The following is a 21533-nucleotide window of genomic DNA, read 5'->3' as shown; positions in this document are numbered from 1 at the left end:
ATGCGAGAAATACCGGCCGCACATGCACTGCGACGGTCGGCGCCGAAACGTCTGCACCCGCTTGACTGGAGTAGTAACATCACTACCTTATCTAAGCATGCGAGGGTGTCGCCATGACCATTGCCATCATGTCAAGCCGCGAGTTCAACCAAGGGTTGAGCGAGGCAAAACGTGCCGCAAACAACGGGCCGGTGTTCATCATCGAGCGCGGCCGACCGGCCCATGTGCTGATGAGCTTTGAGCACTATCAGCGGCTAACTAAGCCGCGGCGCAACATTGCCGATGTGCTGGCTATGCCGGGTATTGCCGACATCGAATTTGAGTCGCCGCGTGTGCTCGTCGACACGCGACCGGCTGACTTCTCATGATGTTTGTTCTCGACAGCAACGTGGTGTCGAACTGCGCAAGGTGCGGCGTGGTAAGGCCGATACGAACGTGACGGCATGAACGGAAAACGTTGATGCCGCCACCCTCGTCGTTCAGAGACGGCCGTGTGATCAGATCACTTCGCGGCGGCTGGGTATTGCTGGCGCGTGTGCAGGACCGCGACAATCTCAATCACGGTTGGCAGGACGCGATACACGACCACGTAGTTGGCGTGCACCACGATCTCCCGCGTGCCAGCGACACGGCCGGGGCGGTACAGGTAGGGGTGCTGCGGCAGTTGCGATACGGCGCGCTCAATGTCATTCTGCAACTCGGAAGCCGCAACATCATTGCGCTCGGCAATATACGTGATGATGGTAGCCAAGTTGATGTTGGCCTTGGCAAGCCATTGAACAGGGAGCATTCGTTCTCCAGAAAATACAGTACAGGGAAGCTGTATTTATTCTGGCGTCACGACGAGCTATTCGACCCAGCATTTTTCCGTTTTGACGCGATGATGGCCCGCATTTCGGCCATCACCTGATCATGCGGGATGCTGGGGCGCGAGTCATCAATGGACTCCTGCACCTGGGCGCGGAACCAACGATCATACGCCGCAGCCTCTTCGGCGGTGGCGAACTCGGATTCGATTGGGGATAGGACGGTGTTCATGGCTTCAAGATTACACCAGATCGTGCCGCTGCGAGGCCATTTGACTAACTTTTGACCGGACAACGCATCTACGTGCAGCGGCGGCTGCGAATTTTGGTGGGCCTCCCGTGAGTCGAACACGGCACCAACGGATTATGAGTCACGTCCTCTACAAGACCCGAAAACAATGGCGGCTTAGACAAGCACCGCACCAACACCGGCCACGTCACGAGCGCCGGTCGACGTTGGCAGTTTATCAGCATATGCTGCCAAATGACCAGCGGAAAAATGGGCGTACCGCCTGACCATCTGCGCACTCTCCCAGCCCCCCAGTTCCTGCAACACATTCAACGGCGTCCCGTTCTGGACGTGCCAGCTTGCCCACGTATGACGCAAGTCATGCCATCGAAAATCATCAATGCCGCAGCGCTTCAGCGCCTTGTACCACGCGGCTGTAGTCACCTCAGCAACCGCTTCACCCTTGTAGCTAAAGACACGAGCGGGGTGCAAACCCACCTGCAAAGCAATCACCCTCACGGCATCATCGTTCAACGGCACGGGGATCGCCTTGCGCGTCTTAGACTGGTCGGGGTGAATCCACGCCAACCGCCTGGGCAAATCGACCTGCGACCAACACAGCCCTGTAACGTTCGACTTTCGCAGACCTGTAGCCAAGGAGAAGGCGACCATCTGCGCCAAATGAGGTGGCAACTCTCGCAACAAGGAATCGGCCTGCCGCTGGGTGAGGTAGCGAACACGTCGAACAGGTACACGCAGCAACCGAACCTTTGGAACTATTCCCAGCCATTCCCAATCAGCCGACGCCCGGATCAAACACCGACCGCAGCAACGCAAACATTGCCTGTTTATTGCGCATTAGTAACGCCCGTCGAAATTTTCTTTAGTGTGCAACGAGTCAACGAGCGGACCTGGTGAAGGCCCTCAGCGGAACACCTGACAGAAATTTTTCAAGCCATCAAAAAATTCGCTTGTTTGAGTGCAACGAAGCCTTATCAGATTTCTCAATCAGCCAGCCGCTCAACCACCATCATCCCACGTCATCAACAACTGACTATCGCCGGACAATGCCAACTGCAAGGAATCACTAGCACCCATCGACGCACCCTCATAATTGCTACAAATCAACTATACAACATCCGCCAATTTGTAGGTAATACAACGATAGTCACCCTAAATCAAAACGGACATTCTTCATCTAGATCGACTTAATTTTCCGGGCGCCGTTGCTAGGTCAACGACACCGAGCGCGTTGTTACACCAAGTCTGCAAACCTTCCATCGTATGGCCGTGGATAGCCCTAAACGCAGCCTGGACGGCGCCGAGCATGTCAGTGCAAGGTAACCGCCAAGTGGTCACCTCAGGCACGACAATGCCCCGCGAACGAAAATAGCGCTTCTGATCGAGCGCCCGGCATTGCATTTCCTTGCCGCAATACTTGGCGATGTAGGAGGCGAATGTTGCTGCACGCCCTTGACGCCAAAGCCGAAGCGATTCGGATTGCGGACGTTGACCTGTCCCATTTGCTCGCCGTTCGGCCCCTTGCCTAGCACCCGCTACCAGATGGCCAGAAGCGTTACGAAGTCCTGCCGGCCGCGCACGGCGACGTGAAAATGCAGCGCCCCGCGTTCCTGCTCCTCAATCACGGCCACATAGTGAAAATCGGCGACTTGCCCACGCGGCGGCAAAACGCCTTCCAGTGCTTAAGCGCCATGTCCCGATCAACCATGTTCTCGCGGTAGGTCAGCGTTACCATGCGATCCGCCCCGATGGTCTTGCAGCACAGCTTGACGTTCTTCTTCGCCCGGCGGCCGGCATCATCATCATTTGCCTCGCGGTTCTCCGACTCGCCGCGCTTGGTCGTTTTGCGCTGCTTCCCGGGCCTACAAAGAAGCGATCCTTGCAGACCGTCACTTCGCACTGTCCGTCCGGAAAAACGCGCTGGCGGGCCGTATTACGTGTCTTGCCAAGTGCCTCTAACCTTGTCATCGCTCCACCAATCCGGTTTTTGCGACGGCTGTGCATCTACTGGCGTGAAATCAATTGACGACAAAGCATTTTCATAATCTAATTCGGTCATCGGTTTTCCTGTTGTAGCAGGTGAATCGAGGCCCGGAGTGTTCTAGCACTTCCGGGCTTTTTTTTGTCCATCAAAAAGCAAAAACATTTACCGCTGGAAACGTCAACAACTGCCGTTTTACTTCCCGTGTTCTTAAGTGTCCCTAATACAAGTTTAGCGGCGCTGCGCGCCGCTGCCAGTGCTGCGCCCTTGCAGCGTCGCCATCCCCGCAACCTGGGCATGAGCCACCGCAAACCGCTACAACCTCAGCAGAGGAAAATTGACTTGAGGGCGCGGTTCACACACCCCCATAACCCCATACACACCCGCCAACCGGCCTACCGTGCATGAGGTGCCGCGCCCCGCTTCCAGTCGCCGCCAACAGGCCTTCCGGGCTTCCGATTCGATGATGACCCCATCGAACCGGCATGAAGAACCACACGCCGACTGCAGACCAAATTTAATTCCCCGATCGGAGGCGATTTTGCTATGCCTGGCTGGCGAAAACTTCCTGCAGGAGAAAATTAAATTCGGTCAACGTTTGCGCAGCAGCCGATCACGCAAAATCCGGTCGACCGCACTCCCCTTGGCCTCGTCCTTGAACTGCACGAACGCATCGAGGGCGGCAATCACATCAAGCGACACCTCGACCGTAAGAACGCCCTTCCCTTCCTCCTTCAGCCGTTGCCGCCGAGCCTTCTGCCGCTGCGCATCGGTCATCGCCGAACCGGTAGCAGGACGCCCGCGGCCGCGCTTAATCGGGCCGAGCATATCGAGCGTATGAACGTCCTCAACTTGCTTCATTTGGCGCCATCCATTTATCGTGACATGTAGCGCTTATTCCGACCCCGCCACCTTGGCGCTCAGGATCAAAACCAGATCGGTCGAAACAGAACTGTCCGACTTCGAGGACCACGAAGCGGGGAGGAACGGCAGCGACGAAGTAGAGACGGTTTTCTGTGTGTCGTTCAAGCCGCCGATCAGCAGCACCTCGCCATCCGCAACGGTAACCCTTGTCTTGACCTGGCGCTTGATAAGTGTCGGCGAACCGGCAACCCCGGTGGCGGTGGTCTTGAAACTGCTGATCTGACCGTCCACCAGCAGCTGTATACGGCCCGAGCCTAGAACCTTAGGCAGCACGTCCACTATCACGCCTGAGGGCCGGTAGACGACGTTCTGCACGGTGTTGCCGGCATTGTCCTTGCCGGTGCTGGAAATGGTCGGCGTCTCGTCGCCAACGGTGAGCACAAGGTTCTCGTAATCGTCACCGACAATGCGGCTGTTCGACACCTGCTTAAACCGGCTGTCAGTACTGAGCGCATCCACGACCAGCTGGAAGCTAGCACTCTTCAAGCTGATCGCCGAACCGGAATTAACAGAGCCAAGCGACACACCAAGCTTCGCGCCAAGCACGGTGGCCAGCAGCGAAATGCCGCGACCGGAACCGACATTGTTTGTGACCTCCACCCACGACGCCGAGACGTCAACCAGCTTAGGCAACGCATCGACTGCGACGATCAGGGTTTGCATCTTATCCAGCGCGGCCGGCGATCCGGTCAACACCACACTGCCCCCGGCTGCATTGGCGGCGACCTTGCCGAACGACGAGGCGACAACGCCAACCAAGAATTCAGCAGGCCGATTCTGAGGAACGTACACCCGCGTTTCGTCATCGACCTTGCGCACTGGCGGCACCAATTCATCCTGTGGAAACGCAACCGCCCTTGGCACCGACTGGACAACAGCAACGGGAGAGACACCATCGGTGACGAGCGGCGACGGAAGCGGCCGACCTGCCGGCACAAGGTAATACACGCCGTCGCGAACGTTCAAGGCAACGCCCTGCTGCTGCAAAATTCCTTCGACAAACGGAAGAACCTTGTCCGGCTCAATCCCGGAAACACTCAACGTCATCTTGCGATCATTGGCAAGCACCTCCGGCGAAATGACGTAGTTAACACGAAGGAGATTTTTGAAAATCGACTGACTGAACGCAACAAGCGGAACGTCAGCAAAATTGAAGGACACAGGCGAAGCGAACGCCACCAACGGGCCACACAGAAGAATCAAAAGTAACTTTTTCATTTGGTGCCCCGTACCCAAATATGCTCGGCCGTTTCAGCCTCCCAGCCGTCAGGACGAACGACCAACATATCAGACTCAACAGTGTTGCCGTCCGAAAGTGTGACGAAAGACTTGCCCGACGAAAATCGGAAATAACCCACCCCCTTAAGCGAGTCGGAATAGACCCGAGCAGGAGGCTGAGCCGTGGCGCCGATAGCCGGCAATCTCTGCCCAACAATGCGCGAGCCGAAGAGACCCAACACGACGCCGACGAACATCGAACCAATGAGAAATTTAGTCATGTGCTTAGACACAGGTTTTGGTGGAAGAACACGAGCGCGCAGCAACGACAAACCAAGCGGGCCGGGAAGGATGGGGCCGACAAAATCGGCAGAGACGCCAACCTTGGCAGACAGGTGCCATGCCGGCAAAAGACAGTGGACGCCATGGGGGTAATTTTCGGAGAACACCTGTGTGGTGTTGTAGGCGTTGTTTAAGTCGTCGCCACGAAATACCCAGCGATCCGCAACCAATGCATCGGGCATCGCACCGAGGCGCACAACGCCGATATGGACACGCGGCAAATTCCCCTCGGTGGCGCCGGCCGTCAACAGCTTGAGCGCGCCGCTAATGACTGGAACCTTCATACGATCAAGACGATTTAACCGCACCACGTATTCAAGCAGACTATCCCGCAACTGCTTGTCCACCTGCGCGATGTTCTGCATGATGAAGAACACGTCCCAGCCGTACTTGCGCGCATGAATCGCCCACTCCAGCATTTCGGCACGACCCTTGTCTTGAAAATTTCGAGTGTTGAGCCACGAGCCGCACTCGTCCAAAATCAGCGCGCCATTGTGGGATTCATCGAACCCGGGAAGTAGCCGAGGCGACGGCGCCGACGCTTCAAAACCATTTTTTCCCGAGCGCAAAATGGGCTCAAAATCGATGAAGCGATTTCCGCTGCCGACCATGTAGAGATCGGCGGAAGACGGCTTGTCCGGTATCCGGATCACGGACGACCTGTCACGCTCAGGCATTAAGTGCTCTAGGAACACATCGCAGTTTGTTGCGACCCTTTTGCCCTGGCGAAGGTAGCGCCGGATTTGGTCAATTGCGGCCTTCCCTTTGCCGCTGCCGAGCTTACCCGTTATCGCGTAGACGGCCATCGGCTTGATCCTTCAATGTGGATTTTGAACGAGCAGAAGACAGGAAGTCATCGGGCAAATTGGATGCAATATGCACCCACACGAACCAGATGAAGCAGACAAAAACGAGGGCAAGAAATATGACTTCGCGCTGATGCATGTTCATATCGTTTTCGTCCACAGTTGAACAAGATTGACCTTCCACTTGTACAACTCACACGCCGACCAGAACAGCACGTAGCTAGACAGGAGGCCCGCAGTGCGCGGCGAAATGACCATGGCGATACCGGCGCCAAACATCGGCGAGAACGAGTAAGCACCGCCTATCGCGGCCGCAACAAGGGTACGCACAGTCACGTACATACCAACGAAAAGCGCGGTAGCAATAGCGACTATAGCGACTGTAACAGCAATTTTTTGCGTCAAATATTTGGCAAGCCACGCAGCAAAACCAGAAAAGACACTAAGTAAAAAACTTGCAAGTTTTGGCATAAACCCCCCCCTAGAAAAAATTATGCAATTGGCTTAACTGTCGCGCGGGAAACCATACCCATCACCGCATACACAAACAGGAAAGTCCACAGGTACTCGAACATGGGCGCAATCATCGCCACGTAACTGCAAATGTCCACACGCCAGCTACCACCACCACCCGGAAGGCTCACCGAAGGATCAGTACAGGCACCAGCCGGCAGACTCAATCCAAACGACAGCGATGTATCCTTGTTGACGTCATCGGTAGCCAAATGAAGCCCCTCATCCCGCCCCGATCCGATGCCGTCAACGAACTTGTTCAACACATCAAGAATGCCGCCAATTCCAGCCTGCGTATTACCCTCGTCAATGCTACAAGCAGGCTGCCCAGGAGCGCCGCAATTGCCGCCATTGCCACCACCTGTCCCGCCAGTGCCGCCAGTGCCGCCAGTGCCACCGCCTGTCCCGCCAGTGCCGCCAGTGCCGCCAGTGCCACCGCCTGTCCCGCCAGTGCCGCCAGTGCCACCAGTGCCACCGCCTGTCCCGCCAGTGCCACCAGTGCCGCCGCCTGCCCCACCAGTGCCGCCAGTACCACCGCCAGTAGTCGGCGGCGTACAAGTCGGGTAATTAGTAGCGCCATTTGAACAAGTACGGAGACGACCCAGTGTAATCATCAGCAGTCGTCGAAGGCGACGCATCGACACCACCATTGGCACCAGTGATACGGGACTCGTAATAACACGAAGCGGTGTGAATACCGGCTGGCGGATTACCGCCACCACCAGTAACACAACTAATAGGCATCACCTCGGAAGTAATAACCATTTCACAACCCTTACTGGAAAATTTTTCACCGACAGGATCAGTAAACATTTGAACTGTTTTTCCTGTAGCGTCAGAAACATAGCCAGTGGGAATAAGATAAGTAGGCCCAGGCCCAGCAACGCAGGAGCCACTAGAACCGATTGACACATTATAGCGTCGACCATCTTTTGAAACGAACACAAACGAAGAACCGCCTGTTTTCAAAGCCGAATCAAGACCCTCACAAGTGCCGGGCGTTGTTGTGGATACTTTCACAATAGGCATTGAATTAATGGTATCGCAGGAGACAGGATCAAGAAGAATGTTGGAACCCATTATCTGATATTGATTAATACGATACTCTTTAGCAGCCATCGCAGAAGTGGAAGCGAGGGCCAAGCAAATCAGAGACAACATCAAAATTAAAGTACGATTAATCATGGACGAGTGCCCAAAATCCGAAGCGGGAAACAAAGAGATAAAAACGGAGCATGCGAACCTCCGAAACGAAATTTATATGAATAAAAAAGGGGCGCACAAGACGCCCCCAGAAAACGTAGGCAGAAGACAGTTAGCCGGCTTTGGAGAAAGCTTTCTTCATCATGCGAATGCCCCAGAAACCACCAGCCACCAGCACCGCCACGCCGAAGGCGGCAGTGATGTAGGTTTGCGCGGTGCCGCTCAGTGCAGTGATGGCATCGACGCCCGGATCGCCAGCAGCCATTGCGGAACCCGACAGAGCGACGGCAGCAGCGGCCAGACCACGTTTGATATTTTTGTTCATAAAACACTCCAGAAAAATTTGCCGAAAAGTAGAAGGGCAAGGCGGCGACATGCCCAGCGAAACAAAAGCTATTCCAATGTCTCAATAGCCCTGCGCGTTATGCGCTGGATCGACCCGGCGGCGAAGCCGAGGCCAAAGGCCGTGAAACAGTAGGCGATGATTTGCGCGGTCGTCATTTGTGGCTCACGAGGCGATGGATGATGTACTTGGCGAGGTAGACGCCGCCAACAAACAAGGCCAGTAAAAACAGGATTGGCGACAAGCTGGAGAGAAGGCCCATCATCGTTGCGCCCCCGCGATCCAGCCCACAGCGAACAGCACAACAAGCACGGCACCGAAAAACATGTCTGAGGTAACGTTCACATCTGGCCCCGGGGTAGTAGTGGTGTAAGTGTTGAGTCGCTGGTAATCCGCCGGCGACAGCAGCAAGAACGCACAGGAGGGGCTTACCACGGTCGTAACCTGCACGCTAGTATCAACACGCACAACGGTGTTCGTTGACGGCGTAGCGGGCTGGGTAAAGGCGCAGTAAGCCACGATTAGGCGGCGGCCTTCATATCCTTACCGGGCTGGGCCGGACGGTTCGCACCAGCTGGCACGATAGAATAGACCTGGGCACCAATGCGCTTGTCCTGCGAAATGGACACCTCGAACTCAACATCGTAAGTACCGGGCGGCGTGTCCTTGAAACGCTCAGGCAAAACGAGCTCGCCAATCAAAGGCTCAATCACGCCCGTGTCCGGGTTGACCTTCTGAACGATGCACTGAGCCATGCGCATGTCGTAATCGTTGCCGGTCTTTTTGGAACGGCCGGCCACTTTGACGACGTTCAGAATTTGGATGATGCTTTTCATGGTATTTCCTCTCAAGTTTTCGCCCGCTAGAGCGATTAGAAAAACGCTGAATTAGCGTTACATGTCACACAAAATAAAGTTGATGTGGGGTAACATTAACGCCCTACCCCGAAAATCTTGTCCAATTGGCGAAAAATGAAGTATTGAAGTGCGCAATGAACCGCCAGTGCGGCACAAACCTTAGCGAACAAAACAAAGTCATATTCCATGAGCCCAACCGATCCCAAAGCAATTGTTGAAATTTTCACAAACCTAGTCACACACTACGCACTTCCCGGCCTAGCCCTCTTCGCAGTCTTGGCCTACATCGCCACGAAGATTGGCAACCGTGCAGCGAAAAAGGACAAAGATAAAAAATGACGATCCAAGGCGATTAAAGTGAATCACTAAGCCAAGTTAAAAATTTCGATACTTACCCAATCGGGCAACCCCTTGCGCTGCTGAGCGGTAGCGCTGAACAAGGGGGTGACGATTGGGGATACAACTTGCTTCAAACCCATGCTGGAATCGTCGAACAGCGGCAAGGAGAGCGTAACGACGCCTTCCGGGTCGCACTTGCTCAAAATTGCCATGAGCTGGCGGACTTTCATGCGGCCGACAACCGGGCCAGTACGTTGCGAGAAGCCGACAGGGCCGATTCCCACACTTCGGGCTGAGGATCAGCAGCCATGCACTTTTCGAAGCGCGCAATCTGATCGGTCAACGCGGCCTTCAAGGCAAAGACTTCTTCACTTTCTAGGGCAATCGTCAATCCACACATGGCAAAACTCCTCAAGAACTAAGCGAACTCCCCAACTAACATTTGCCTCCCAAACCGTAGTAATGGGCTAACGGGCGGCACGTATACCGGAGACCGAGAGAGCAAGAATTAGCGTGACATGTCACGCTTGTGGTATCGTTTACTCACAACTCATGAGACGAGAGAATCTCTCATCACAAGAGAAATCTTACGTCATACGAGATATGTTTACAAGGGGTAACAGATGAATAGCACGATTGAATTATTAAATCGAGTTCTGGAGAGCTATAAGGGAGTGGCTATCGCCGGAATGTTTAACCTGAGCAGCGGCGCTGTCAGCACATGGAAGAAAAATCAGCATATTTCGGCATACTATGCCGCAAAGCTGGCGGAACTGATCGGAGAAGACCCGGAGAGGGCCGTTGCACTGGCAGGGGCCGAGGCTGAGCACGACCCTGAGAAGAAAGCATATTTGCTGAACATGCTTGCGATGAAAGGGCAGCAACTCGTAATGGAATTGCGCCCCGGCGAAAATGGTGGGCCTCCCGTGAGTCGAACACGGCACCAACGGATTATGAGTCCGCTGCTCTAACCAAGCATGAGCTAGAGGCCCAGTTTTGTACTGCTGCGCTGGGACCGTACCACCCTGCCCTCCGACGCGCTCGTTACTGAAACGAACTCGCGAGGATATAGGCTGGCACGGGCTCTAGTCAAGTCTTAGTTACCTTCCAAGAAGCTTTTCAGCTTGTCGGAGCGCGACGGGTGGCGCAGCTTGCGCAGCGCCTTGGCCTCGATCTGGCGGATCCGCTCGCGCGTCACGTCGAACTGCTTGCCCACCTCTTCCAAGGTGTGGTCGGTCGACATCTCGATGCCGAAGCGCATACGCAGCACCTTGGCCTCGCGCGGCGTCAGCGAGTCCAGCACGTCCTTGACCACGCCGCGCATCGAGGCGTGCAGCGCGGCGTCGGACGGCGCCAGGGTGTTGTTGTCCTCGATGAAGTCGCCCAGGTGCGAATCGTCGTCGTCGCCGATCGGCGTCTCCATCGAAATCGGTTCCTTGGCGATCTTCATGATCTTGCGGATCTTGTCCTCCGGCATCTCCATCTTGATCGCCAGGGTCGCCGGGTCGGGCTCGGCGCCGGTCTCCTGTAGGATCTGGCGCGAGATCCGGTTCATCTTGTTGATCGTCTCGATCATGTGCACCGGAATGCGGATGGTGCGCGCCTGGTCGGCGATCGAGCGGGTGATGGCTTGGCGGATCCACCACGTGGCGTAGGTCGAGAACTTGTAGCCGCGGCGGTATTCGAACTTGTCGACCGCCTTCATCAGGCCGATGTTGCCTTCCTGGATCAGGTCGAGGAACTGCAGGCCGCGATTGGTGTATTTCTTGGCGATCGAGATCACCAGGCGCAGGTTGGCCTCGGTCATTTCGCGTTTGGCCTTGCGCGCCTTCATCTCGCCGGCCGCCATCTGGCGGTTGATGTTGCGCAGGTCCGGCAGCGGCAGCACCACGCGGGCCTGCAGGTCGATCAGGCGCTGCTGCAGTTCCTTGATGGTCGGAATGTTGCGGCCCAGGATGGCGCTGTAGGCGTGGCCGGCGTCGACTTCGCCGTCGACCCAATCCAGATTGGTTTCATTGCCCGGGAACACCTTGATGAAGTGGGCGCGCGGCATGCCGCACTTGTTCACGGCCACGTCGAGGATCTGCTTCTCGATGTGGCGCACCTCGTCGACCTGGCCGCGCAGCGTGTCGCACAGCTTCTCGACCACCTTGGCGGTGAAGCGGATGCCCAGCAGCTCGTGGGAGATCGCCTCCTGCGCCTTGACGTAGGCCTTGGAGTTGTAGCCGTCCTTTTCGAAGGCCTTGCGCATCTTGTCGAACTGCAGGGAGATGACGTCGAACTTCTCCAGCGCGGTGGTGCGCAGCGCCTCCAGTTGTTCGGCCGAGAAACCGGCGGCGCCCGAGGCGCTGGCCGCTTCTTCCTCTTCCTCTTCCTCGGCTTCCTCTTCCTCGGCATCCTCCTCGTCGTCCTCGCTGGCCGCCGGGGCGGCCACCGGGGCGGCCGGCTCGCCTTCGCTCTCGTCGACCAGACCGTCGACAATCTCGTCGATCTTGATCTCTTCGGCGCGGATGCGCTCGGAAGCGGCGATAATTTCGGCGATCGTCACCGGGCAGGCGGAGATCGCCTGGATCATGTCCTTCAGGCCGTCCTCGATGCGTTTGGCGATCTCGATCTCGCCCTCGCGGGTCAGCAGCTCGACCGAACCCATCTCGCGCATATACATGCGCACCGGGTCGGTGGTGCGGCCGAAGTCTGAGTCGACCGTCGACAGCGCCGCCTCGGCGGCGGCCTCGGCCTCGTCGTCGCTGGTGACGGTGGCCACGTTGTCCGACAGCAGCAGCGTCTCGGCGTCGGGCGCGTGTTCGTAGACCGCGATGCCCATGTCGTTGAAGGTGCCGATGATGCCCTCGATCGCTTCAGGATCGACGATGTTCTCGGGTAGATGGTCGTTGATCTCGGCGTAGGTGAGGAAGCCGCGCTCCTTGCCGAACTTGATCAGGGTCTTGAGTTTCTGCCGGCGCCGCTCGAGCTCCTCTTCGGAGGCTTCGGTGTCGGACGAGAAGGCGTCCTTCAGCAGGGCCTTTTCCTTGGCTTTGCGGTCCTTGGCCTTGGCCTTGTCGACCGCCTTCAGCTCGGCGCGCTCGACCGCGTTGAGCGCGGCCACTTCGTCGTTTTCCGGCTGGAATTCCTTCGGCTTGCGCCCGCGCCGGCCCGGCACTTTTACCGACGGCAATACATATCCCGACGTGTCGATCGCAGCCAAGGTGGCCGCGTCGGTGGTCTGGCTGACCGACGGCGGGTTGCTGGCGACACGCGTTTCCGCCTTGTCCGCGGTTTTCGCGGCTTGGCTGGTCACTTTGCTGGGCTTGGCAGCCACATTGGATTCAGGTTTCTTGATTGGCACAGGCGCTTTCGATTACACAACGACTTGCTTATTAGGATAAAGTTTCTTGCGGCCCTTTTGGGGCCTACGTCTTCGAACCTGCCGACTGCGCACGCTCGACATTACTACGACTACTTACACCTCGTTGGGCACGATCCGCGACCGCAACAGATCCCTACCTGGCCCCGTTCGGACCGATTTTGGCAGAAATTCTACTGCATTTGACGCGCGAGTGGGGGCGAGAACCATGAGTGGCTTACAGGCGGACAGAACTGCCACCATCGGCGGCGAGCGGTCCCGCGCCGTCTAAACCAAAGCTGGCCCCAGCCGCCGACGCCGCCTTGCTGCGCCGATCAAGAGCCTAACTTACTGAAAACAAATACAAATTCTGAATTAAAAAACAATGCCAAAAAACACAACACTTAGCGTTTTATTATAGCACGCTGTTTTGCAATTTCCAGGGGGCGAGAGGCGGTGGCGCCGGGCACCATTTTTATCCCGCGCCGGCCGCCCTTGCAAGGGCGGACCGTTGCGCGGGCAGGCAGCGTGCTGCCCGCCCGCCACACTTAGCGGTTGGCCAGCTCGGCCTCGGCCTCGCGCAACAATTGGTCTTGCTGCGATGTGATTTCCCGGTAGCGCACGCCGATCTCGTCGGACGACAGGCCGGCGGCGAACAACTGGCTCAACTCCTGCTTCAGCGCGTCCATCTTGATCTGGCGGATCGCCCCCTTCAACCACAGCCGCACGGCGTCGAAGTCCGACTCCGGCTCCTTGACGATCTCGCTGATGATCTCGTCGTACTCGGCGCCCTGCGACTTCAAATGTTGCGCGAAAGCCGCAAAACCGCCGTGCTGGCCCAGCGACTGGCCGGCCGCCACCAGCTGCGCCAGCCGCTCGGCCGGCTCGGCGCCGAAATAGGCGAAGCTGGCCAGCGCCGCCTCGTCGATGTCCAGCGCCAGCGGCGGATGGGCCACCAGGTGGCGCACGATCTGCAGCTCCAGCCCCACCGGCACCGGCCGGCCGCTGCGCGGCGGCGCCTTGCGCGCCACGGCGACCGGCTTGGCCAGCTCGAACAGCACCTCGATCTCCGACGGCGAGCTCTGCGTCAACTGCGCCAGGCCGCGCACGATCTGCAGGCGCAGCGACGACGGCGTCATCGCCTGCAGCAGCGGCTTGGCGTCGAACTGGGCGCGCGCCCTGCCCTCCGGCCCGTTCAAATCATGCTCGCCGCACACCTCCTTGAGCAGGAACTGCGACAGCGGCATGGCGTCGTGGATCTCCTGTTCGAAGGCCTCGGCGCCGTTGGCGCGCACATAGCTGTCCGGGTCGTGCTCGGTCGGCAGGAACAGGAACTTGATCGTCTTGTTGTCCGACACGTGCGGCAGGCAGGCCTCCAGCGCGCGGCGGGCGGCGCGGCGGCCGGCCTTGTCGCCGTCGAAGCTGAAGATCACCGTGTCGGTTTGGCGCAACAGTTTCTGCACGTGGTTGGTGGTGCAGGCCGTGCCCAGGGTCGCCACCGCCTGCGGGAAACCCATCTGCGCCAGCGCCACCACGTCCATATAGCCCTCCGTCACCAGCACGTAGCCGGCGTCGCGGATCGCCTGGCGCGCCTCGAACAGGCCGTACAGTTCGAAGCCCTTTGAAAATAGCGGCGTTTCCGGGGAATTCAAGTACTTCGGCTCGCCGTGGTCCAAGACCCGGCCGCCGAAGGCGATCACCTGGCCCTTGGTGTTCTTGATCGGGAACATGATGCGTTCGCGGAAACGGTCGTAGCGCTTGCGGTTGCCGCCGTCCTCGTCGACCTTGTCGATCACCAGGCCGGACTCGGCCAGCACCACCGCCTCGTAGTCGGGGAACACCGAGCGCAGGTTGTCCCAGCCGCTAGGCGCGAAGCCCAGGCCGAAGCGGGCGGCGATCTCGCCGGTCAGGCCGCGGTTCTTCAGGTAGGCGATGGCGCCGGCGGCGCCGCGCAACTGGCCGCGATAAAAATCGCAGGCGTGCGTCATGGCCTCGGTCAGCGCCATGCTGTGCGCCTGCATCTGGGCGCGCTGGGCCGGCGGGATCTTGTCGTCCTGCTCGGGCACCACCATGCCGACGTTCTGCGCCAAATCCTTGACGGCGTCGACGAAGCCCATGCCGGAGTATTCGATCAGGAAGCCGATCGAGGTGCCGTGCGCGCCGCAGCCGAAGCAGTGGTAGAACTGCTTGGTCGGGCTGACCGTGAAGCTGGGCGATTTTTCACTGTGGAAGGGGCACAGGCCCATGAAGTTGGCGCCGCCTTTTTTCAGCTGCACATAGCGCCCGACGACGTCGACGATGTCGACGCGGTTCAGCAGGTCGGAGATGAAGGATTGTGGTATCACTTGGCTGGGCGGTCTTGTTATGGATCAGACTATACCGCCGCACCCCGCACCGGACTTGATCCGGCGCAGAGTGCGGCGCGGGGGACGGCAGCAACCCACAAGGGCAAGGACCAGGGTCAGACCCTAGGGTCTGACCCTCGACTCCGCCGCAGCTTGGGCTCGGGCCGCCGGCGCTCTTGCCTTAGGCCGGCGCCAGGGCCTTCTTGATCAGGGCCGAGACGGCGCCCATGTCGGCGCGGCCGGCCAGCTTCGGCTTGACGATGGCCATCACCTTGCCCATGTCCTGCGGACCGGTGGCGCCGGAGGCGGCCACGGCGGCGGCCACCTCGGCGGCCACCTCCTCGTCGGACAGGCCGGCGGGCATGTAGGCCACCAGCACGGCCAGCTCGGCCTTTTCGATGTCGGCCAGGTCGGCGCGGCCGCCGGCCTCGAACTGGGTGATCGAATCCTTGCGCTGCTTGATCATTTTTTCGACGATCGCCACCACCTGGGTGTCGTTGACTTCGATGCGCTCGTCGACTTCCTTGCGCTTGATCTCGGCGATCAGCAGGCGGATCGTGTTGAGCTTGCCGGTTTCCTTGGCGCGCATCGCGGCTTTCATGTCTTCGGTGATTTGTTCTCTCAAGCCCATCGTTTTCTCCTGGAATGACACAATATGAATCACAATATTAATGCGTTATAAATGCGAAAACCCGCTGCGGCGAACCGGAGCGGGCAGGCGACTCATTTGGACGGAACCGCATCCAAACGAAACAGAACACAACCCGTGGCGGCCAATGCGCCGTACTACCGGGGTCGATTCTGAATGAACAGTCTTAGAATAATTTTTTCGGCAGTTGCTGGCTGCGGATGCGCTTGTAGTGGCGCTTGACTGCAGCTGCCAGCTTGCGCTTGCGCTCAGCCGTTGGCTTTTCGTAGAACTCGCGTGCGCGCAGTTCGGTCAGCAGACCGGTTTTTTCGATGGTGCGTTTGAAGCGACGCATTGCGACTTCGAACGGCTCGTTTTCTTTAAGGCGAATAGTGGTCATGTAAAAATTCAAACCGTTGATTTATAGGAAGAGAGAGATAGTAGCAGCTTTTTGCCAGAAATGGAAGAGGTCTGGCAGCCGAACCGGCCTGGAAAGCGCATTTCGTCGTGAAAACAACGTCGCTGGACCAGGCGGAATATCCGCGTCGCCAAGCATGTTTGCGGCGACTGGGTTCGCTCTCCGAAGGGAAATTATAGCAGCAATGCGGGCCGCCGCCGACTCCGTTGGCAAACCAGGCAAACGAAGCGGCGCCGGCGCAACAGTCGGCGCCGCCCGCCGGGCGGTCCGAGGGCCGCCTTGGGCCGCCTTAGACCGCCTGCCCCGCCGCCACGCCCGAGGCCCAGGCCCACTGGAAGTTGTAGCCGCCCAGCCAGCCGGTGACGTCGACGCTCTCGCCGACGAAGTACAGGCCCGGCACCTTGTTGGCCATCATGGTCTGCTGCGACAGCTCGCGCGTGTCGACGCCGCCGCGCGTCACCTCGGCCTTGCGGTAGCCCTCCGAGCCGCTCGGCACGATGGTCCACTGGTTGACGGCCAGGCCCAGCTTGCGCAGCGCGGCGTCCGGCAGGTCGGCCAGGCGGGCGTCCAGCGCCAGCCCGTGGGCCTGCAGCAGACCCTCGGCCAGGCGGGTCGGCAGCCACTGCGACATCACGTTGCCCAGTTGCTTCTTGATGCTGCCCTTGCCCTCGATCAGGGTCTGCGCCAGGTCCATCTCCGGCAGCAGGTTGATGACGATGGGCGTGCCTGGCTGCCAGAAGCTGGAGATCTGCAAAATCGCCGGGCCGGACAGGCCACGGTGGGTGAACAGGCGGCCCTCGCGGAAGCGCGCGCCGCTCGGGTTACGGCCCCTCAACGAGCCGGTCTCGACGTCGACCTCCAGCGCGATGCCCGACAGCGCGGCGAACGGCGCCCAACTGGCGTCGTCGAAGGTCAGCGGCACCAGCGCCGGGCGCGGCTCGACCAGCTTCAGCTCGAACTGTTTGGCGACGCGGTAGCCGAAGTCGGTCGCGCCTATCTTCGGGATCGACAGGCCGCCGGTGGCGATGACCACGCTGTCGGCCTCGATGTCGCCGCTGTCGGTGCGCAGCGTGAAGCCGCCGCCGTCGATGCGCTCGACCGCCTCGACCTTGCACGGCATGCGCCAGTGCACGTCGCCGGCGGCGCACTCGTCCTTGAGCATGTCGATGATCAGCTCGGCCGACTCGTCGCAGAACAGCTGACCCTTGTGCTTCTCGTGGTAGCCGATGCGGTATTTTTTCACCAGCGCGAGGAAGTCCTGCGGCGTGTAGCGCGACAGCGCGCTCTTGCAGAAGTGCGGGTTCTGCGACAGGAAGTTCTGCGGCCCGGCGTTGATATTAGTGAAGTTGCAACGGCCGCCACCGGAGATACGGATCTTCTCGGCCAGCTTGCCGGCGTGGTCGATCAGCACCACGCGCTTGCCCCGCTGCGCGGCCACCGCCGCGCACATCATGCCGGCCGCGCCCGCCCCGATTACCGCCACATCAAACTGTTTTGCCATATTCAACCCCGCACCTGCACTGTTTCAAAGGCGTGATTGTAAACGGCTTTGCCGCCGGGGCCGCCGGCCGGCGCTGTGCAGGCGCCATTCGGAAGGTTTGCGCTCGAAAACGGCCATGCTCGCATTCGACACCGATTTCGGCTCGAATTAATTGCAAACAACTGGGCGCTCGTGTTCACGCTGTCTGCAAATGAGCTTGCAATCGACGGCACCAGCTCGCATTCCATGCACGCATGACTTGCGCCAACGGCAAATGACGGCCCACATCGGCAAACCCGCCGCCAGCATGCGCTCGCGGATCTTGACCATGCGCTTCGGTTCGAGCTGGCCGCTGAACATTGCACGGATCTCCGTCACCGCGATATTGAACGTTTGGTGATGAGATTGAGTCGATAGCCGTGACACGACAGAACCGCCCCACCAATTCCGACCGATGATACTGACATCGAATAGAGCGAGGCAGTTATGACCAACGCAAAGCAAGTACAGGCTGTTCGCATGAAGATGGCGGAACGAGCGCAGCAGAAAATGGATCTGCATTTTCCAGGCTGGCCCGATTTCTGGGTGTGGAGCCGCGAACGTGACGCCGGATACATCAGCATTCCTCGCATCTTGCCTATCGCAATGCAGGCGATTTGCGTTCAAGGCAGCGTGGCAGGCCGAGCGCGATGCCGCAGCCAGCGCCAGCGCCGCCCCAGTCCAGCCAATCAGGGGTAGGAGATGGGGGCAACAAAAATTTGAGGCCAGAATGCGAATGGCCCACCGAAGTGGGCCATTCTAACTCTCTTGTTTCTGGGGGGAGGCTCACGCCAACAAGTCCCAGAACTCACAGCAAAAATTATATACCCTTTCGTGAACATGTACCATTTTTCCAGAAGTAAGGTTTATATGGCACTCTCATCACACCAGATCACGGTCATCACTTCCACCCTCTCTCCGGCGAGGATGGGGACGTATCTCAGTGCCAGAGGTTTTGGGGCTGAAGCGACAGCGCTTGACATCTACGCCTGGAACGCCCTAGTTTCTGGTGCCTTCTTCTCGGCTCTGCACGTTTGTGAAATTGTTGTTAGAAATGCAATCTCACATGCGCTCGAGCTTAAGTATGGCAGCAGCTGGCCTTGGGACGCTGGTTTCGAGCGCACCCTGTCTAAGTGGTACAAGGGCGAACTGCAATTAGCCCGGAAGGGCATTCCCATTGGTTCCACCGGCTGAAAGTGTCGACCGCCCGGAAGATGCTGTACGACGACATGGAGGCGTTGCGAGGTTTCCGCAACCGTATTGCCCACCACGAACCGATCTTCGCGTACCCGCTTGCACAGCACCAGGCACGGATACAGCGGCTCATCAAGCTGCGCTGCGAGCAAACCGAGCAATGGTTGTCACAGTGGGAAATCGTGACCTTCGCCTTGGCTGCGCGGCCGTAATAGGGGCTATTCGAGCGGCTCGCTGACCCGCTGGCGCGACTGCAGCGTGCGCGACACCAGCAGGCACTGCGCCACCTGCTCGGCGATCGACTCCGGCACCGGCACCTCGCCGCGCAGCACGGCGGCGATCCAGGCGGCGGTGGTGGCGGCGTCGCGCTCCTCGGGCAGCGCCGGCAGCGCGCCCACCTGGGTTTGCTTGGGCACCAGCATGCTGCGCAGGCCGCCGTGGAACCAGTCGATCTGCTGCGCCTTGTTGGCGTTGGCCACCGTCTCGCCCTCGGTGCCGCGCATCAGGAAGGCGTCGCCGCGCTCGTGCAGCGCCGCCGTGGTGAAGTACTCGCCCAGCATCTCCAGGTATTCCGGGTGGGTGTAGGAAACCAGCCGCAGCGCCGGCCCGGCGAAGGGCTGCATGATCTTCACCAGGGTGTGGGTCGAGTTGCGCACGCCGAGGATGCGGCGCAGCGACAGCATGTGCGCCAGCGGCGGCGCCAGCTTGTCGATGGTGATGAAGGCGACGTGGCCCTGCGCCAGCGCCTCCTCCGCCTCGGCGTGGTCCTGCGCGGCGGCCACGCCGAGCGCCTCGAACACCTCGGCCGAGGCGACCCGGCCGGCGTCGCGCGCCACGCCGTGCACCAGCACCGGCACGCCCTCGCGCGCCAGCAGCATGGCCAACAGCGGCGTCAGGTTGGCCATCTTGCGGGCGCCGTTGTAGCTGGGGATGCAGACCGGCGCGAACGGGCCCGGCGGCGCCGTCAGCGGCGCGAAGCAGGCCTCGGCGGCGTCGAGGAAGCCGGCGATCTCCTCCACCGACTCGCCCTTGATGCGCATGGCCAGCAGCACGCCGCCCAGCTCGAGGTCGGAGACGCGGCCGGCCAGCATGGCGGCGTACAGGTCGTGGGCGTCGTCGCGCGTCATGCTGCGCGCGCCGTTCTTGCCGCGGCCGATCTCTTTGATCAGGCGGGCGGCCGGGAAGGGGTCGTGGAGTGTCGTCATGCCCGACAGCTTACACGCAAACGGCCCGGCTTTCCCAGCCCCGCCCCGGCGGCGCTTCGCCCGCCGGCGAAAGGCTTTCCGCGTGGAAACGCGCGTGGCCGAAAAGCCGCGCCGCGCCGGCCAAGCGGGCCACTGTCGAGGCCAAAATGCTGCATTTCAGCTACACTATGAATCCCCCGACGCAAACATTGCGCAATCATTGTAGAGAAGCAGAGAACCATGATCTCCCCAGACATCGAAAATATCAACGTCACCTCGTTCGCGCCGATGCCGACGCCGGCCGCGCTGCACGCCAAGCTGCCGTTGACCGAGCGCGCCTCGGCCACCGTGATGAAGGGCCGCGAGGCGCTGCGCAACATCATCGACCGCAAGGACAAGCGCCTGTTCGTGGTGGTCGGGCCGTGCTCGATCCACGACCCGGTCGCCGGCCTGGACTACGCCCGCCGCCTGCTGCAACTGCAGGCCGAGGTGGCCGACACCATGCTGCTGGTGATGCGCGTCTACTTCGAAAAACCGCGCACCACCACCGGCTGGAAGGGCTACATCAACGACCCGGACATGGACGACTCCTTCCGCGTCGACGCCGGCATGGAGAAGGCGCGCCAGTTCCTGCTCGACGTCTGCGAGCTGGGCCTGCCCACCGCCACCGAGGCGCTCGACCCGATCTCGCCGCAGTACCTGGGCGACCTGATCGCCTGGACCGCCATCGGCGCCCGCACCACCGAGTCGCAGACCCACCGCGAGATGTCGTCCGGCCTGTCGACCCCGGTCGGCTTCAAGAACGGCACCGACGGCGACATCAGCATCGCCATCAACGCCATCCTGTCCTCGGCCCACCCGCACTCCTTCCTGGGCATCAACAGCGCCGGCAACGTCGCCGTCGTGCGCACCCGCGGCAACGCCTACGGCCACGTCGTGCTGCGCGGCGGCGACGGCCGGCCCAACTACGACTCGGTCTCGATCGCCATCGCCGAGCAGGCGCTGGACAAGGCCAAGCTGCCGGCCAACCTGGTGGTCGACTGCTCGCACGCCAACAGCTACAAGAAGCCCGAGCTGCAGCCGCTGGTGATGGCCGACGTGGTCAACCAGATCGTCCACGGCAACCGCTCGCTGGTCGGCGTGATGATCGAATCGAACATCGTCGGCGGCAACCAGAAGATCCCGCAGGGCAGCTCAGCGAGCTCAAGTACGGCTGCTCGGTGACCGACGGCTGCATCGACTGGGACACCACCGAGAAGATGCTGCGCGACGCCCACGCCCAGCTCAAGCAGCGCCCCTAGGCCGTCCCGGCGCGCCGGC

27 protein-coding genes, 1 tRNA gene and 1 pseudogene are annotated in these 21533 nt (G+C 59.8%); 5 read left to right on the top strand and 24 right to left on the bottom strand.

Translation table 11 applies throughout. The annotated features are described in order from the left end of the window. Positions 1-113 precede the first annotated feature (113 nt). A complete protein-coding gene (locus QC826_RS03490) occupies positions 114-368 on the top strand; it encodes a type II toxin-antitoxin system Phd/YefM family antitoxin (protein WP_279764413.1) in 255 nt (84 codons plus the stop codon). A gap of 134 nt (positions 369-502) precedes the next feature. Here the strand turns inward: QC826_RS03490 and QC826_RS03485 are convergent, their stop codons facing one another. From QC826_RS03485 to QC826_RS03420, 14 genes are all read right to left on the bottom strand, one after another. Continuing rightward, positions 503-790, bottom strand: a complete 288-nt coding sequence (locus QC826_RS03485; RefSeq protein WP_279764412.1) for a type II toxin-antitoxin system RelE/ParE family toxin — start codon at positions 788-790, stop codon at positions 503-505. Between the two features lie 47 nt (positions 791-837). After that, the gene (locus QC826_RS03480; protein ID WP_279764411.1) at positions 838-1038 is read right to left on the bottom strand and encodes a hypothetical protein; all 201 of its coding nucleotides are present in this window, start codon (positions 1036-1038) and stop codon (positions 838-840) included. A 174-nt stretch (positions 1039-1212) separates the two neighbouring features. Further along, on the bottom strand, positions 1213-1707 hold the full coding sequence (locus QC826_RS03475) for a site-specific integrase (RefSeq protein WP_279764410.1): 495 nt from the start codon (positions 1705-1707) through the stop codon (positions 1213-1215). 970 nt (positions 1708-2677) lie between these two features. Beyond that, complete coding sequence (locus QC826_RS03470; RefSeq protein ID WP_279764409.1) at positions 2678-2956, bottom strand: hypothetical protein; 279 nt, start codon at positions 2954-2956, stop codon at positions 2678-2680. Between the two features lie 33 nt (positions 2957-2989). Continuing rightward, positions 2990-3115, bottom strand: coding sequence for a hypothetical protein (locus tag QC826_RS03465; protein WP_279764408.1), 126 nt, complete (start codon positions 3113-3115; stop codon positions 2990-2992). 513 nt (positions 3116-3628) lie between these two features. Next, a complete protein-coding gene (locus QC826_RS03460; RefSeq protein WP_093389697.1) occupies positions 3629-3898 on the bottom strand; it encodes a hypothetical protein in 270 nt (89 codons plus the stop codon). Between the two features lie 33 nt (positions 3899-3931). Further along, positions 3932-5179, bottom strand: a complete 1248-nt coding sequence (locus tag QC826_RS03455) for a type II secretion system protein GspD (protein ID WP_279764407.1) — start codon at positions 5177-5179, stop codon at positions 3932-3934. Then, positions 5176-6327: a zonular occludens toxin domain-containing protein gene (locus QC826_RS03450; protein WP_279764405.1), complete on the bottom strand. Its 1152-nt coding sequence runs from the start codon at positions 6325-6327 to the stop codon at positions 5176-5178. Before QC826_RS03450 ends, QC826_RS03455 begins: the two co-directional genes overlap by 4 nt. A 141-nt stretch (positions 6328-6468) precedes the next feature. Then, a complete protein-coding gene (locus tag QC826_RS03445) occupies positions 6469-6798 on the bottom strand; it encodes a DUF5455 family protein (RefSeq protein ID WP_279764404.1) in 330 nt (109 codons plus the stop codon). 20 nt (positions 6799-6818) lie between these two features. After that, positions 6819-7103, bottom strand: coding sequence for a hypothetical protein (locus tag QC826_RS03440; RefSeq protein ID WP_279764403.1), 285 nt, complete (start codon positions 7101-7103; stop codon positions 6819-6821). Beyond that, complete coding sequence (locus tag QC826_RS03435) at positions 7100-7420, bottom strand: hypothetical protein (protein ID WP_279764401.1); 321 nt, start codon at positions 7418-7420, stop codon at positions 7100-7102. Before QC826_RS03435 ends, QC826_RS03440 begins: the two co-directional genes overlap by 4 nt. Further along, on the bottom strand, positions 7408-8025 hold the full coding sequence (locus QC826_RS03430) for a hypothetical protein (protein ID WP_279764399.1): 618 nt from the start codon (positions 8023-8025) through the stop codon (positions 7408-7410). Before QC826_RS03430 ends, QC826_RS03435 begins: the two co-directional genes overlap by 13 nt. Positions 8026-8155: 130 nt before the next feature. Then, entirely contained in the window at positions 8156-8368 is a 213-nt protein-coding gene (locus QC826_RS03425) for a major coat protein (RefSeq protein ID WP_279764398.1), read from the bottom strand. A gap of 539 nt (positions 8369-8907) precedes the next feature. Beyond that, the gene (locus QC826_RS03420; RefSeq protein ID WP_093389702.1) at positions 8908-9222 is read right to left on the bottom strand and encodes a hypothetical protein; all 315 of its coding nucleotides are present in this window, start codon (positions 9220-9222) and stop codon (positions 8908-8910) included. A 207-nt stretch (positions 9223-9429) separates the two neighbouring features. On the opposite strand from QC826_RS03420, the gene QC826_RS03415 reads away from it, so the two are divergent. Further along, positions 9430-9582, top strand: coding sequence for a hypothetical protein (locus QC826_RS03415; RefSeq protein WP_279764397.1), 153 nt, complete (start codon positions 9430-9432; stop codon positions 9580-9582). Positions 9583-9608: 26 nt separating this feature from the next. On the opposite strand, the gene QC826_RS03410 is transcribed toward QC826_RS03415, so the two are convergent. The 9 genes from QC826_RS03410 to QC826_RS03370 form a co-directional block, all read right to left on the bottom strand. Further along, positions 9609-9812 carry a hypothetical protein gene (locus QC826_RS03410; RefSeq protein ID WP_093389703.1) on the bottom strand — a complete coding sequence of 68 codons (204 nt, stop codon included), beginning with the start codon at positions 9810-9812 and terminating at the stop codon, positions 9609-9611. Continuing rightward, on the bottom strand, positions 9809-9982 hold the full coding sequence (locus QC826_RS03405; RefSeq protein ID WP_279764396.1) for a hypothetical protein: 174 nt from the start codon (positions 9980-9982) through the stop codon (positions 9809-9811). The genes QC826_RS03410 and QC826_RS03405 overlap by 4 nt, the downstream gene beginning before the upstream one ends. A 513-nt stretch (positions 9983-10495) precedes the next feature. Beyond that, positions 10496-10574, bottom strand: a tRNA-Ile gene (locus QC826_RS03400). Between the two features lie 104 nt (positions 10575-10678). Then, positions 10679-12928 (bottom strand): RNA polymerase sigma factor RpoD, encoded by a 2250-nt coding sequence (rpoD, locus tag QC826_RS03395; RefSeq protein ID WP_409567758.1) that lies wholly within the window; start codon positions 12926-12928, stop codon positions 10679-10681. A 545-nt stretch (positions 12929-13473) separates the two neighbouring features. Further along, complete coding sequence (gene dnaG, locus QC826_RS03390; protein ID WP_093382896.1) at positions 13474-15270, bottom strand: DNA primase; 1797 nt, start codon at positions 15268-15270, stop codon at positions 13474-13476. A 181-nt stretch (positions 15271-15451) separates the two neighbouring features. Beyond that, on the bottom strand, positions 15452-15901 hold the full coding sequence (locus tag QC826_RS03385) for a GatB/YqeY domain-containing protein (protein WP_099415423.1): 450 nt from the start codon (positions 15899-15901) through the stop codon (positions 15452-15454). Positions 15902-16085: 184 nt separating this feature from the next. Further along, a complete protein-coding gene (gene rpsU / locus QC826_RS03380) occupies positions 16086-16298 on the bottom strand; it encodes a 30S ribosomal protein S21 (protein ID WP_008451879.1) in 213 nt (70 codons plus the stop codon). A gap of 307 nt (positions 16299-16605) precedes the next feature. Continuing rightward, positions 16606-17817: an NAD(P)/FAD-dependent oxidoreductase gene (locus QC826_RS03375; RefSeq protein ID WP_279764394.1), complete on the bottom strand. Its 1212-nt coding sequence runs from the start codon at positions 17815-17817 to the stop codon at positions 16606-16608. Between the two features lie 147 nt (positions 17818-17964). After that, entirely contained in the window at positions 17965-18357 is a 393-nt protein-coding gene (locus QC826_RS03370; RefSeq protein WP_279764392.1) for a hypothetical protein, read from the bottom strand. Between the two features lie 348 nt (positions 18358-18705). On the opposite strand from QC826_RS03370, the gene QC826_RS03365 reads away from it, so the two are divergent. Next, a complete protein-coding gene (locus QC826_RS03365) occupies positions 18706-19029 on the top strand; it encodes a hypothetical protein (protein ID WP_279764391.1) in 324 nt (107 codons plus the stop codon). 20 nt (positions 19030-19049) lie between these two features. Beyond that, positions 19050-19241, top strand: a complete 192-nt coding sequence (locus QC826_RS03360) for a hypothetical protein (protein ID WP_279764390.1) — start codon at positions 19050-19052, stop codon at positions 19239-19241. A 6-nt stretch (positions 19242-19247) separates the two neighbouring features. Here the strand turns inward: QC826_RS03360 and ybiB are convergent, their stop codons facing one another. Continuing rightward, positions 19248-20234, bottom strand: a complete 987-nt coding sequence (ybiB, locus tag QC826_RS03355; protein ID WP_279764389.1) for a DNA-binding protein YbiB — start codon at positions 20232-20234, stop codon at positions 19248-19250. 219 nt (positions 20235-20453) lie between these two features. On the opposite strand from ybiB, the pseudogene QC826_RS03350 reads away from it, so the two are divergent. Further along, positions 20454-21514, top strand: a pseudogene (locus tag QC826_RS03350) (3-deoxy-7-phosphoheptulonate synthase). Positions 21515-21533 lie beyond the last annotated feature (19 nt).

The sequence above is a fragment of the Rugamonas sp. DEMB1 genome (assembly GCF_029834475.1).
Classification (GTDB): Bacteria; Pseudomonadota; Gammaproteobacteria; order Burkholderiales; family Burkholderiaceae_D; genus Rugamonas; species Rugamonas rubra.
This window is presented reverse-complemented; position numbering and strand designations above follow the sequence as displayed.